This window comes from Dyadobacter sp. HNCC25DJ184, assembly GCF_056895215.1.
On sequence record NZ_JBXHAQ010000002.1, the window covers coordinates 401100 to 415920 of the forward strand.

The 14821-nt window shown below is 42.5% G+C and carries 9 protein-coding genes; 5 read left to right on the forward strand and 4 right to left on the reverse strand.

The window, feature by feature from the left end:
- Window positions 1-80: 80 nt before the first annotated feature.
- Window positions 81-515 carry a cytochrome c maturation protein CcmE domain-containing protein gene (locus tag AC1XUD_RS04585; protein WP_483359785.1) on the forward strand — a complete coding sequence of 145 codons (435 nt, stop codon included), beginning with the start codon at window positions 81-83 and terminating at the stop codon, window positions 513-515.
- Window positions 512-3109, forward strand: coding sequence for a cytochrome c biogenesis protein CcsA (ccsA, locus tag AC1XUD_RS04590; RefSeq protein ID WP_483359786.1), 2598 nt, complete (start codon window positions 512-514; stop codon window positions 3107-3109). Before AC1XUD_RS04585 ends, ccsA begins: the two co-directional genes overlap by 4 nt.
- A gap of 114 nt (window positions 3110-3223) precedes the next feature.
- On the opposite strand, the gene AC1XUD_RS04595 is transcribed toward ccsA, so the two are convergent.
- Both AC1XUD_RS04595 and AC1XUD_RS04600 read right to left on the reverse strand, forming a co-directional pair.
- A complete protein-coding gene (locus AC1XUD_RS04595; RefSeq protein ID WP_483359787.1) occupies window positions 3224-3544 on the reverse strand; it encodes a hypothetical protein in 321 nt (106 codons plus the stop codon).
- A gap of 80 nt (window positions 3545-3624) precedes the next feature.
- Entirely contained in the window at window positions 3625-6228 is a 2604-nt protein-coding gene (locus AC1XUD_RS04600) for a TonB-dependent receptor plug domain-containing protein (RefSeq protein ID WP_483359788.1), read from the reverse strand.
- A gap of 275 nt (window positions 6229-6503) precedes the next feature.
- Here AC1XUD_RS04600 and AC1XUD_RS04605 point away from each other — a divergent pair, with 275 nt between their 5' ends.
- Together AC1XUD_RS04605 and AC1XUD_RS04610 are read left to right on the forward strand one after the other, a co-directional pair.
- The gene (locus AC1XUD_RS04605; protein WP_483359789.1) at window positions 6504-6803 is read left to right on the forward strand and encodes a DUF3817 domain-containing protein; all 300 of its coding nucleotides are present in this window, start codon (window positions 6504-6506) and stop codon (window positions 6801-6803) included.
- A 31-nt stretch (window positions 6804-6834) separates the two neighbouring features.
- Complete coding sequence (locus AC1XUD_RS04610) at window positions 6835-9006, forward strand: DUF5916 domain-containing protein (RefSeq protein ID WP_483359790.1); 2172 nt, start codon at window positions 6835-6837, stop codon at window positions 9004-9006.
- Between the two features lie 55 nt (window positions 9007-9061).
- Here AC1XUD_RS04610 and AC1XUD_RS04615 read toward each other — a convergent pair whose 3' ends face one another.
- Window positions 9062-10036 carry a polyprenyl synthetase family protein gene (locus AC1XUD_RS04615; RefSeq protein WP_483359791.1) on the reverse strand — a complete coding sequence of 325 codons (975 nt, stop codon included), beginning with the start codon at window positions 10034-10036 and terminating at the stop codon, window positions 9062-9064.
- A gap of 264 nt (window positions 10037-10300) precedes the next feature.
- On the opposite strand from AC1XUD_RS04615, the gene AC1XUD_RS04620 reads away from it, so the two are divergent.
- On the forward strand, window positions 10301-11206 hold the full coding sequence (locus tag AC1XUD_RS04620; RefSeq protein WP_483359792.1) for a patatin-like phospholipase family protein: 906 nt from the start codon (window positions 10301-10303) through the stop codon (window positions 11204-11206).
- A gap of 72 nt (window positions 11207-11278) precedes the next feature.
- On the opposite strand, the gene AC1XUD_RS04625 is transcribed toward AC1XUD_RS04620, so the two are convergent.
- Entirely contained in the window at window positions 11279-14683 is a 3405-nt protein-coding gene (locus tag AC1XUD_RS04625; RefSeq protein ID WP_483359793.1) for a TonB-dependent receptor, read from the reverse strand.
- Window positions 14684-14821: the final 138 nt, after the last annotated feature.

Consider the following 14821-nt stretch of genomic DNA (forward strand, 5'->3'; position numbering starts at 1 on the left):
TAGCACAAAGGCTTTGATCTGTAATCTCAGCTTGGTACTGAAAACTAATTGCTAATCGCTAACAGCCAAAAGTTAAAAACATGAAAAAGATTCAAATATTCGGCTTGATCATCATCGCGGTAGCGATAGGAATTATCGTATCAACCGCAGGTGACGCCAGCACATATGTCGATTTTGCAAAAGCCCAGGAAATGGCAGCGGACGGCGATGACGAAAGTATTCACGTAGTTGGCAAATTGAAAAAAGATGCCGCCGGGAATATTTTGGATATGTCGTATCAACCGCAAATTGACCCTAATTATTTTTCTTTTACCCTTGTTGACAATAAAGGAATTGTCCAAAAAGTGGTGTACAAGAACACTAAACCACAGGATTTTGATAAATCTGAGCAGGTGGTCGTTATTGGCAAAATGGACAATGGCGTATTTTCTGCTGAAAAAATTCTGATGAAATGCCCTTCAAAATACAACGAAGGTAAACTTGAAACCACTGAACATACCGCGAAAAACTCATGATCCATACTACCATAGGAAGTGCAGGTCACTTATTGGTTATCATTGCTTTTGTAACAGCGGTGGTAGCCACTTTTGCTTATTTTAAGGCTGGCATGTCTAACACGGCGATCGCGGATGTCGATAGTTGGAAAAAATTTGCGCGAGCCACCTTCTTCATGCACCTTTTAGCGGTATTTGGAGTGGTTTTCTCCCTGTACTGGATCATCGGAAACCATTATTTTGAGTATCATTACGCCTGGAAAAATTCGTCATTGTCACTTCCCGCCGGATATACTATTTCCAGTTTCTGGCAAGATCAGGAAGGTAGTTTTCTCTTGTGGATTTTCTGGAATGTAATTCTGGGTGCCATATTGATTTATACAAACAGGTCGTGGGAAGCACCTGTAATGACCATTTTCGCACTGGTTCAGGCATTTTTGACTTCCATGATTCTAGGGGTCGTCATTCCGGGCATCGATCTGAAAATAGGTTCAACTCCGTTTTTACTTTTAAAAGAGGTAATGCCGGATATGCCAGTTTGGAAAATGGATCCGAACTTCATTCCAAAAGACGGCAACGGCCTTAATCCGTTACTTCAAAACTATTGGATGGTTATTCACCCTCCTACCCTGTTTCTAGGGTTTGCGTCTACTCTGATTCCTTTCTCATTTGCAATCGCAGGACTTTGGACCAGGAAAATTCAGGACTGGATTCGTCCCGCATTGCCTTGGGCATTACTCTCATGCCTGATACTGGGCGTCGGTATTCTGATGGGCGCTTATTGGGCATATGAAACGTTGAACTTCGGAGGATACTGGAACTGGGACCCTGTTGAAAACACGTCGTTCGTACCTTGGTTGATTTTGGTTGCCGCGGTGCACACCATGATCATCGGCCGCAAAAACGCAACCGCTCTCAAAACGTCGTTTATCTTGACGATCACGACTTTTGTATTGATTTTGTATTCGACTTTTATGACGAGGAGCGGAATTTTGGGAAGCGCGTCTGTTCACTCATTCACAGATCTTGGACTTTCCGGTCAGCTTTTAATATATCTCCTTACATTCCTTTTTGTGTCCGTCGGATTGCTGATATATCGCTGGAAAGACCTTCCAGGCGATAAAGAAGAAGTGTCGACTTATTCGCAAGAGTTCTGGATTTTTATTGGTGCTACGCTATTGTGCCTTTCAGGATTCCAGATTATCGCCACTACTTCTATCCCGGTCTATAATAAAATCGCGGAGCTTTTTGGAACCGTCCTTAACCTGGCGTTACCAACCGACCAGATCGGACACTATAACAAATTCCAGCTTTGGTTCTTTTCCATCATTATCATTATGACCGGTATTGGCCAATATTTCTGGTGGAAGCGAGTGGGTCAGGGGAAACTTCAGGCACTTTATAATCCATTGATATTGACACTGTTGATCAGCGGTGCGATCATCACTTTTGAGGGAGTAAAAGACATCCGTTATATCATATTCCTTACTGCCTCTGTATTTGCGGTGGTGGCCAACGGAAGTATTCTCTGGGATATTATTCGTGGAAATTATAGCCTGTCAGGAGGTGCGATTACGCATATCGGAGTTGCTTTAATGTTAATCGGAATCCTATTCTCGTCCGCATATACGAAGGTGATTTCTTTGAATACTTCGGGTTTGATGATTTCCCGAAGCGAAGAATTTACACAGAACGACAATAAAGAAAACCGTGAAAACATCACGCTTTGGAAAAACAAGCCAGAGAAAATGGGGGACTATATGCTTACCTGGCGTGATGTACGCGTGGAGCCAAGACATGTTCCTTCCTATATTTCTAAAAGTTGGGTAGATATTATTGAGGGCGATTATCGCGCTGTAGCTTTGCGCGATATCGTTGTAGATGAAAAGAAGTACTATTCAAAAGGTGATACGCTCGAAATATCCCCTGAGAATTTCTACTATGAAATCGAATATCGTGATCCGTCAGGGCAGGTGTTCAGCCTTTTCCCGCGCGTTCAGATTAATCCAAGAATGGGTGGGATCGTCTCTTCTCCTGATATTCAGCGAAAGTTGAGCAAGGATATGTATACTTACGTAAGTATGGTCACTAATCCGCTTGATGAGCCGGTTTGGAGCAAAACTGAGTCGTTCACGGTCAATCTGAAAGATACTTTCTTTGTAAACGACTACGTAGCAATTCTTGACAATGTGGTTCGTACTGACGACGTAGAAGGTGTGAAACTCAACGAAGGCGATGCTGCAGTTAAAGCATTGATCAGGGTTTTGGACAAGGATAACGAATATGTGATCACACCGTCATTTGTGATCAGAGACCGTATGGTTGCCCGTAAGCCGGAAGTTAATGAAGACCTGGGTTTCAGAATTCAATTTAACGAGATCAATCCGCAGACCGGACAATTCACTTTTGGGGTCAACACGACGCAGAAAGATTTTATGGTTCTGAAAGCAATTGAAAAACCGTTAATCAATGTGCTTTGGCTTGGGACTTTTGTTCTGATCATTGGTCTGATTATGGCGACGGTAAGGCGGTTCAAGGATTTCATAAAAATGAGAGACAAAGAATTAGCCTCAACAGCAGCCAGCGTTAAAAAACAGAAGCCGCAAGTAGTCTGAGGAATTACGATTTCATATACATTCCCTGGTAAAAGTATAGTAGCAGGTGCCGAAGCAAAAACAGAGAGCTGATATGGAAGTCAGCTCTCTGTTTTTATATAACACAAACAAACTTTACTGCTTTTTGGGAATATATCTTCTTCGGTAGAAATCAATCTCTCTTTGATATACCAGAAACGGCGTCTCAACGCATTTCTCTTTTAATTCATTCAACTGTTTGTTGGCAAGCTTGGTATCCAGCTGCCACACTATTCCATTTTTATATGATTCGTGATCCTGGTCGAGCGTTTGCTGTAATCTCCCGATGACTTCAATAGCCTTTTCGAGCGTCGGTACATTTTTCAAAGCAGCAAGCTGACCAGCACTGAACCGAAACAGATAGAGTTGCGAAGTATCAGGCTTGATCGTATCAGCAATCGCAAAAGTTTGTTTCAAAAGCATACAATTTTGACCAAACCCACAAATTGGTACCAAAACCCACGCCCAGAGCATCATATGCCGAGTTACTCTCATATTTAAAACCGCATCGCAATTTTGGTAAAAAAGAACCCGCCGTTATTTCCCATTTGGACAGCATCCCATGCTCCACCGCTTTCAGTCAGCGATTGAATTTTCCTGTCAGGAATTGTACCTAGTATATTGCTTCCTCCTAAAATGATTGAGAATGTGTCGTTTAGAGTGTAACTCGCACTGATATCAGCCTGCACTTTGGCTGCGTATACATCGGTATATTTGGCAGGAGTATATGGCATTTTTGTCGAAGGATCGGTTTTTCCGTAATTACGATTGAACAAATTTATCTCACCAAAGCGAACCAACCGGACCATGAAACTCAGTCTGTTCAGCGAATAGTTAAATATCATGTTAACCTTGGTCTGAGGAGCTGACGCCAGCATAAATTGTTTCTCGCGTTCGCTGAAATATATGCCATCCTTCCCGATAACGGATGAACCTATATTCACGTCGCCAATTTCCATATGATTATAATTGCCCGCCAACGTTGTACTGAAATTTGCCGTGCCGACCGGAATCACATATTTGATGCTCGCGTCTATCCCCATTGTAGTAGTCGACGAAAGTCCGTTTGAAAAAAACCGAACCTCATTGATGCCGTATTTTTTAAACAAAGTATCCGTTTGGCGGTTGACTCTTCCGATCATGTCAGTCAACACAATTCGCTCTTTGATTTTGATATAATAACCGTCCAGAGCAATAGTTAGCCCAGTTACAGGCTTCAGAACAACTCCAATATTTGCATTTTCGGAAGACTCAGGTTTTAAATCGGGCATTTTGAGTTCTTGCCGTAATTTGTTATTATCGTTTAACACCAATCCTTCAACCAGACTACTTCCCTCAAAATTGCTGAACTGTTGATTGAAATACTTTTGAGACATGGAGGGAGCTTTAAAACCAGTGCCGACCGAAGCACGGATAGTTAGCTCCTCACTGACCTTATATCTCAAACCGACTTTTCCACTGACAGTGCTTCCGAAATCAGTATAATAGTCATAACGTGCGACTCCTGTCACTGCAAATTTCTTGGTTAAATCGGCTTCAATATCCATAAAGCCGCTCATATTTGACCGCGTTTCCCGGACTTCATTTGCCGGACTAAATCCAGGAAAGCCCTGTGCTCCACCGGGCTGTTTACCCGGATCATAATTATAGTATGAAGGTCGCTCGCCCGCAAAAATCTTATACCATTGTAGTCTGTATTCAGCCCCCGCACTGAAATTCAACCCTTCAAAAATGTCAGAGAAATGCCTCGTGGCAGTCAAGTTAGAAACATTTTGGCCACCCAGTGTTCCTCCCGATTCGAAGGAATGTTGAGAGAGAGCACCCAATGAGCGGTTCAATGAGCTGGAGACAAAGAAATGATTTTTGTTGAAGCCAAATGTATTGCTTAAATCAAAATCCCAGCGATTCCTCTTTGTTCTTACACCAACTGTTGCTTCGCGGTCATCGATTCTTGTGGAAACAACAGGATCAAATCCTTTTGGATATACTGACGCAATATTCTCGGAATCTTTGGGAAAACGCGTCCAGGCATATGCGTCACCCAATCGGTAATTGATTCCTCCAAAACTGTATAATTCTGTTTTAGAGCCAATTGGCAACTGCATATTATAATATATCGAGCCGTTCTGAATTCTCGGGTCGCCATATTCCCGGCGGACCACATCACCTAATTCAGTGGCATATGCGCGGTTAGTGTAATTGCGAAAATTGTAGTCGCCCGTGATATTCACAAATCCTTTTTTTGCGAGTTTCATACCGTACGTGATATTCGCATTGGTGTTCAGCCCGTCAATTGTGCTATCATCCAGTCGGTATTGAGACGAAAACATCCCCCCATTCACGTTTGCAGAAAACTCATTTGGCGAATCTTTAAGAACAACATTGATTACTCCACCCATTGCGTTAGAACCATATTGAGCAGACGCGCCATCTTTTAGTATTTCGATTCGCTTGATAGCAGCAATGGGTATAGAATTCAGATCGAAGAAATTACTACCACGTCCCCTCGATCCAGACCCATTCATCATCGAAGATTCATTTCTCCGCTTACCATTGATCATCACCAAAACCTGATCCGGACTCAGCCCATGTACCGAAGAAGGATCCACATGATCCGCTCCGTCGGCACCTGACTGGCGGTTGGAATTAAAGGATGGCAAAGCGAATTGGAGCAACTGATTTAAATCAAACTGGCCCTGCATTCGGGAGAGTTGCGGTATATCTATTGTTTCAACTGAGGCTGGGGATGTTTCGGCATTCCGGCTCAGATTCCGCGTGCCAATTACATTGATTTGACCAAGGTCAATCGTCGTTCTCAGCACAAAATCCTGAGTTCCCTGCCCATTGATCATCCTTTCGGCTTTCGAAAAACCAGGGCCCGACGCGATTAAAACGGCGTTTACATATCTTACTGAAATGGTAAAGAGCCCTTTTCCGTCTGACAACACTTTGTTATTTGTACCTCTTTCGTGGACTATAGCACCTTTCAATGCCATGCCGTTCTCGTCCTTGATGCTGCCTTTGACCGTAAATACTTGAGAATAAGAAACCTGAGAAGAAATGAGAAGCAAAAAAAGGTAAAAAGCCTTCATCGTTGACATATGTGTCGGTTAAAGCCGATTGAAATTAATGTGTGGGTTGTTTAACGCACATTGGTACGTTTAAATGGCAATATGGACACATATTTGAATCAAACTATTAAAATAGTAAAATATTGTAATCTATTCCAGTAAAATTCATATTCATTGTAAAAAAGTCACAAAACTTTCATAAAAACGGCCTAGAACGTCGATTTCCTAACCAAAATCAACTGAAAATTAAGCGGATAAACGTATCAGACCTTATCTTTGTTCATTCTCCAATTTTCATAAAAATAATGACTTCGGATTTAATTAAAACGGCAATCGGCAGATTGCGTATTGTGGCTTTCCTTGAAGGTATTTCATTTCTGGTTTTGTTAGGTATTGCAATGCCGCTCAAATATATGGCGGGACTTCCCGAGGCAGTTCGCGTGGTTGGAATGGCGCATGGAGTCCTTTTCATATTATATATAGTGCTTTTAATTCAGGTTGCGATTGAGAAAGGATGGTCATTTAAAACATCTATACTTGCTTTTCTTGCATCTCTTATCCCTTTCGGCACCTTTTATGCCGATGCAAAATTGTTTCGCCTATAAGTTAATTTCCATATCCTAAACCTATAATAATTTGTACCGTTACCTATTCACCTATGCGCTGATTTTTGCCCTGACTAAAACACTTGCACAAAAACCCAATGATAATTACCGATACCATATTCATCCCGCATCATCGAAAATAAGTATCGACGGTGTGGTTGATGAAATCGCCTGGCAGGATGCTGAAACTGCGACCAAGTTTTTTATGATCACGCCGATGGATACCAGTTTTGCGCGTTGCAATACTGAGGTAAAAATGGCTTATGATCACAATAACCTGTATATACTTGTGATCAACCACAAGCCAGTCAAGGGAAGCACGGTGGTTGAATCGCTGAAAAGAGATTTTGCTTTTGGGAAAAATGACAACTTTCTTCTTTTCATGGACACCTTTGATGACAAGACCAATGGCTTTTCTTTCGGCGCCAATGCGGTAGGCGCACCATGGGACGGCCAAATGTGGGATGGAGGATCTGTTGATCTGAGTTGGGATAATAAGTGGCTTTCTTCCGTTAAAAACGACGAAGATAAGTGGATTTGGGAAGCTGCTATTCCTTTTAAGAGTATCCGCTATAAACCCGGTATTACGGAATGGGGAATCAATTTTAGCCGGCAGGATCTGACTGTTTCCGAAAAATCTTCGTGGGCTCCTGTTCCACGTCAATTTCCTTCGGCATCTCTGGCATATACTGGTGTATTGGTGTGGGATGTACCACCTCCAAAACCTGGTCCGAATATCTCCGTGATTCCATATGCGGCTACGAGAATGACACGCGACTATGTGAATGACAAGCCAACGAAGTATAAAAATAACATTGGAGGAGATGTAAAAATCGGCCTTACTCCTTCTCTCAATCTGGACTTGACCGTCAACCCGGACTTCTCGCAGGTAGATGTAGACGTTCAGCAGACAAATCTGGATCGTTTTGAGCTCTTTTTCCCGGAGCGTCGGCAGTTCTTTCTTGAAAACGCTGACCTTTTTGCCAATTTCGGGTACGCTACCATAAGGCCTTTTTTCTCGCGGCGAATTGGTTTGGGCACTCCCATTGAGTTCGGAGCGCGTATGAGCGGGAAGCTTGATAAAAACTGGCGTATTGGAGTGCTCGATGTTCAAACGGATTCGCCGGATAGTCTGACGCCCAAAAACAATTATGCGGTTTTTGCTTTACAACGCCAGGTTTTAGCCAGGTCCAATATCCGTTTCATGTTTGTAAATAAAGACGCGCTTAATTTTTCACAGGAGAAATATGAGGGTGTAAATCGATATAACCGGAATATTGGTGCGGAATTTAACCTGGCAAGTGCCAAAAACCTTTGGACCGGAAAAGTAATGTTTCTTAAATCATTCACTCCGGGCAAATCCTCCGACGATTTTGTATATGCAGGTGATCTGAAATATAATAAGGCAAACTTTTTCTGGCAATGGCAGCAGGAATATGTGGGTTCAAACTACACTGCCGAAGTGGGATATGTGCCAAATTCGGCTCGGATGGGGTATTACAAGATCAGTCCTAATGTTGGGTATTTGTTTTTTATCAAATCACCGAAGATCATCAGCCATGGTCCAAAGCTGATTACCAATATCTATTGGGACAAGCAATTTGATGTGAGTGACAAGGAATTTATATTTTCCTACAACATCAATTTTATCAATCGCGCAACTATTATTCCTTATGTGTCAAGCAATTACATAAGACTTCTTAAACCATTTGATCCAACAAATCTAGGAAGCTTTAGACTGGACGCTGGTACAGAACACCATTGGAAAACGGTAGGGATTGATATAGTTTCAGGCCCTCAACGTCGATTTACTTATTCGTTTTCTGCCAGTCATGGAGGATATTATGCGGAAGGGCAAAAGACGACAATTAAGACTGAGCTGGGATATCGTATACAGCCATATGTAGCTATGGCACTAGCCGGCAACTACAACAACCTGAAACTACCAGCGCCCTGGAACCAGACTGACCTGTGGCTTGTTGGCCCACGGATTGACGTCACGTTCACCAACAAGCTGTTTTTCACGACCTTTATGCAATATAATAACCAGGCGGACAATATCAACCTGAACGCTCGCGTGCAATGGAGATACCGACCTGCTTCCGATCTTTTCATTGTATATACTGACAATTATTTACCAGATAATTTCATGGTAAAAAACAGGGCAATCGTTTTGAAGCTAACTTATTGGTGGAATTTATAAAATATTCCTCCTGAACAAAAACGGCCCTGAAATCACTTTCAAGGCCGTTTTTGTTTTATTTTGTTCTCTCGATGGTAAACTGAACGAGCTGTTCCAATGAATTTCGATAAGGGGAATCTGTAAATTCATGAAGCAACTCCTGCGCCTCCCGAACATATTTATGCATCACCTCCTGCGCATATTTAAGCCCGCCGGATTGCTTTACAAATGCAATTACTTCGGCCACTTTCACAGGTTTGTGGCTTTGGTTTTTGATAATATTAATCACGTGACGTTTTTCAAGCCATGAAGCTTTGTTGAGTGCATATATCAATGGAAGTGTCATTTTCTTCTCCTTAATATCAATACCCAGCGGTTTTCCAATCTCGTCGTCACCGTAGTCAAAAAGGTCGTCTTTTATCTGGAAAGCCATTCCGACTTTCTCTCCGAAGGCATGCATTTTCTTCACGATTTCATCTCCTGCTCCGACCGAGCAAGCTCCAACAGCACAACAAGAAGCGATCAGAGAGGCGGTTTTCTGGCGGATAATCTGGTAATATACATCCTCACTGATATCAAGACGGCGCGCCTTCTCCATTTGAAGCAACTCTCCTTCACTCAACTCTCTCACAGCAGTGGAAACGATTTTCAGCAGGTCAAACTCTTTATGGTCAACAGACAGCAAAAGACCACGGGAAAGTAAATAATCCCCGACGAGCACCGCAATCTTATTTTTCCACAATGCATTCACAGAGAAAAAACCGCGGCGATAATTAGAATCGTCAACTACGTCGTCATGTACCAAAGTGGCCGTATGTAAAAGCTCGATCAATGCAGCTCCACGGTGAGACGACTCTCCTATAGGCCCGCAAACGCCTGCAGAAAGAAAAACAAACATGGGTCTGAGTTGCTTCCCCTTCCGGCGGACAATATAATTCATGATCTGGTCAAGCAACTTCACCTCACTTTTCATGAATTGACGAAACTTATGCTCGAAAGCCTTCATTTCGTCATCGATCGGAACTTGAATTTCCTTAATTGAAAGGGTCATATAAATGTCTGAGGAATGTCCCTCATGTAATCGTAATGGGCGAAATCGAATCAGATGATTCGCGTGGAGTAAAGTTATTTTTACTTTCAATTCCAAATTTGGAACAAAATCTTCTTTTTCTCAGCATTTTAGTCCGAAAATGTTTAGAATTGGGAAAATGACACATTTCGGATTGAGGAAATAAAATATCTGACTCCCTAAAAAATGATGATATATGTCCCGCAGGCTTTTGTATTTTAATATTATTTAACAGAAAGTTACAATATGAAGGCACTCGTGCTGGGTGGTGGCTCTATGAAAGGAGCATTTCAAGTGGGGGCAATTCAGGCTGTTATGGAACAGGGATTTTGCCCGGATATGGTCTATGGAATTTCCGTTGGAGCGTTGAACACCACATTTTTGATAAACGAAACAGGCCGGCAGACAATGGAATCCCATGAACTGAACTGGCCGCTAGCCGGTCGAAAATTGCTTGAATTCTGGTTGACCAATATCACGTTGCCGCAAAATATCTCCATGCTCCGGTCGCGTGTCATGTTGGGGATGAATACGCTCATGAGCCGTTTTGACGGGATTCTTGACCCACTTCCGTTGCATATCATGGTGCGGAAAAATATTAAGCAGGAATTTCTCTCGTCGTCAAACATCAAGTCAAAAATAGGAGCGGTCAATATTGAGAGTGGCGAGATTAAATATGTAGCGCCCGACCATCCCAGATTTCTGGATTATGTATTCGCCAGTTCTTCGATTCCGATGCTGATGCCGGCAGTGCCTATTGATAATGCGCTGTATCTGGACGGTGGTTTACGCGAAGTTGCGCCGGTTCGACAAGCCATCGAAGACGGCGCTACAGAGATCGTACTGATTGCCTGCCACTCCCCTTTGCTTTACCAACCCGAAGGTATTAATGCCAGAAACCTGATCACGCTTGTGGAAAGGGTGAGAGACATTACAGTCAATCAGCTCGTGAACAGCAATATTCAATGGGCAGAGTCCTATGTAGACCGATCAATATTAAGGGGAAAACCAATGAAATTGACCGTGATCCGACCGCAAACACCGCTCGTACTGGATTTACAGCATTTTACAAGTGATGATATCTCAAGGCTTATTGTGGAGGGATATAAGGAAGCGTTGGATACTTTGAAGAAAATCCCATTCTCATCATAAACTTTATATTGTTTAAAGCACAGAAGCAACCCCGACTGAGGTTGCTTCTGTGCTTTAAAAATACTATCAGAATTAGTTAAAGATATACCGAATTCCAATTTGTGCCTGCCATACGTTATTCACTGACACGTTAGGTGTAAATGAATCTCTCAGAAGGATTGTTTTATTCAACTCACCATCTTTTATTGACTGCGTCGCGATTCTGTAAGAAGGTACGCCGCCCGCCGAAACACTCGCAAGAGCAATCGGGTTAGATACCCCAGTGCTTGATTGTGCGGTTGCAACATTACCCAAGCCCCATGAATCGTTCAACAAGTTTCCTACGTTCAGGATATCTCCGCGAAGCTGAATTGTATTTCTTTTTCCTTTTTTGCCCACCGCAATATAGAATTCCTGAATAACAGTGAAATCGAAACGGGTCAACCATGGATAGGCTCCGCCATTACGTTCTGCAAATTGCCCTCTTCTTGATTTCAGGTATTTGTTGCCGTTAATGTAGGCGTCAAAAGCCTCCTGTTGCTGCTCAGGAGAATATACTACTGCCGCTGAACCAGAGCCTACAGTAAGCGGCGCAAACGTAAGATCAGATGCTTTATTCGGAACGAAGATCAAATCGTTAGATGTCTGACCGTCACCGTTCAAATCCTGGTTAAGTGTATATGAGATTTTTCCACCACTTGCAGAAACCATTCCTAAACTAAATGCTGTTGATCCGCCAAATTTTCCTCCATAATTAAGACGATAGTTCAGCATACCCACGATACGGTGACGCAAATCGTTATCAGAATATGTCAAAGGAAGATAATTCTGACCTACCACACTAGGTACGTTTGCCTGCACTGTACTCCCAACGAAAGCGATGTCTTTTGCTTCTCCGTAAGTGTAAGAAACAAATCCTCCGAAACCACGGGTCGCACGTTTTTCCAACTTAACAGTCGCGATATACGAGCTACCCTTTTTTGTATTCTTCAAAACAAAAACATTGGAGATCTGCGGATTGTAAAATCTCGCTACCGCAACAGTATTAGCAGCACCTGAGCCTGAGCTTGCAACGCCGGAAGCAGGGAAACGTGGACGGCCGTCCTCAGGGTCCGGGAACGAACGATCCGGCGCTTTCAAGTTGGCGTCAATATATCTTAAACCAGTGATCGTTTTGTTGAAGATGAATTCAACTGTTCCAATCAATCCAAACGGAAGTTTTTGATCTACTGCGATATCGGTTTTCCAAATCTGAGGATATTTCAAGTTTTGATCCGACGCATTGATAACATACGGGGGCAATTTGGTGATATCCGTATTCGATATATCAGGAATAAATTTCGAAGGATCCGTTGTAAAACCGTAATCAGTTGTATTTGTCGCGCTAAGAACGGCAGTATTAACTCCGTTATTCCCTAACTGGTTAGATATCAATACTTCTGGTATTCTTGAAACGAAAATCCCGCTACCTCCACGAAGTTGTGTAGTCTTATCACCTTTTACATCATAGTTAAATCCAATTCTTGGAGACAACAAAAGACGCGACTTTGGATAAGTTCCTGTAGTAACCTTGTATGGGTCGCCATTTTCATCACGGAAGGTCAATCCTGCCACCACCGGGTTGTTGAAATCTTTGGCAGTCGAATTATCATATGCAAAAATATCTCCTCTGATACCTGCTGTCAATTTCAAATTCGGTGTAACCTGGAATTCATCCTGAACGTAAGCGCTGTACAAATCTCTTTTCAATGTTTGAACCGGCTCTGTAAGTCCTGGAATTAATGAATAACGTAAGTTATATCTTGCTACAGACACTGGTGAAGTGGTTGCCGTTGGATTAGCAATGTAAGCCAATGCAGCAGTTTTGAAATCGTCTATTGAGTTATAAACATATACCCCGTTTGAAGAAGGGAAGAATACGTTGTTTGAAGTAAAGTGCTCATATACAACGCCAAACGTAAAAGTATGCTTACCCGCAAAGTAACTTAGGTTGTTAGTTACGTTGAAGGTCGAATAATTCAGCTTGTTACTTGGAGTAAACGGGTCAAAACCTATGGATGTATAAGTGCTTCCATCCTTCAAAATATCGACAGTCGGGAAAGGATCTGTTTTATATTTCCGGTCTTCGATCTGCTTGTTGTAAGTGACAATAAGGTCGTTAGAAAATTTGCTGCTGAAATTGGAGGTAAGCTCAGCCGCTACAGAACGCGTATTATCCTGAATCAAATACCCAGAATTTTCAGGTGAAATGGCAAGCAAACTGTTCGACCTGTTTCCGTTACCAGCCGTGTTGCTACTGCTACTGTTACTGATGATTGATCCAGACTCAGAGTTGTGGGTTGAGTATCTCACTGACAACTTATGCATATCGTTGATGTTCCAGTCCAATCTGATCAATCCTTTCTTGCTCTTCACCTCGTTGTTGAAACCGTCCAACGCTCCAAGCGGATGGTTGAAGTTGGTAGTCATGAAATTGTTCAGATCGATCATATCAGACTCCAAAACGCGGGATACGTTCGTTCCGCCTGTTCCTCTGTCAAGAGAGTATTGCAAGGCAGGGTTACTACTTTTAAATTGTTCAGCGTTTACAAAAAAGAACAACTTGTTCTTAATGATCGGCCCACCCAATCGGAAACCATAGGTATTTTCTTTTACATATGGATCTGGAGTGATTTTGTTACCATCGCCTTTTGTTCCTACAAGATCGCTATTACGGAAAAGGGTATAAACCGAACCTGAAAATTCATTTGTTCCTGAGCGTGTTACCGCGTTGATACCTGCACCAGTAAAGCCAGATTGACGAATATCGAACGGTGCAACATTCACCTGAACCTGATCCAATGCGTCAAGAGACACAGCAGTAGTACCGGTACGTCCACCAGCCTGCGCAGATGAACCAAGACCGAAACCGTTATTGAAAACCGATCCGTCAATTGTGATATTATTGAAACGTGGATCCTGTCCGGCAAAAGATTGTCCGTTACTGTAAGGATTGTATTTCGTGATATCTGCTACTGTTCTACCAATCGTCGGAGTTGAGTTGATCGCGTCTCTTCCAAAAGAAGTAGAGGCACCTGTACGATCCGAACTGAATACGTCACTTCGTGAAGTACTGATCACTACCTCTTGTAAATCCGTAATATCCGATTTCATTACGAAGCTTACATCTGAATTCGTACCAAGATCCGCGGCAATGTTGTCACGTGTTTGATCCTTAAATCCGATGAAGGATGCAGTAACCGTATATGGTCCGCCTACCCTTACCGCCGGAATTGTGTAAAGTCCTTTCTCATTAGTAACAGAACCATATTTGGTTCCTGATGGAGTGTGAATTGCCACGACTGTGGCCCCGGGAAGAACTTCCCCCTTGTCGTCGGTAATCCGACCGCTAATTGCCGATGACGTAACCTGCGCATACAGTTCAGTGCCTGACAGGGAAATGGCAAATGTGAATATTATCAGAGATAATACCTTGAAAAGTAAACTTTTCTGAATCATAGATTTGGTGATTTGGTTTGAAATGGATTGAACGCGATCAAAAGACAGATAATGGGTCAATCGAATTTGTCGTAAAATAAGAGCTTAATAAGTTATTATCCAACGGCAACAATCCTACCAAAGTACTATACTAGATAT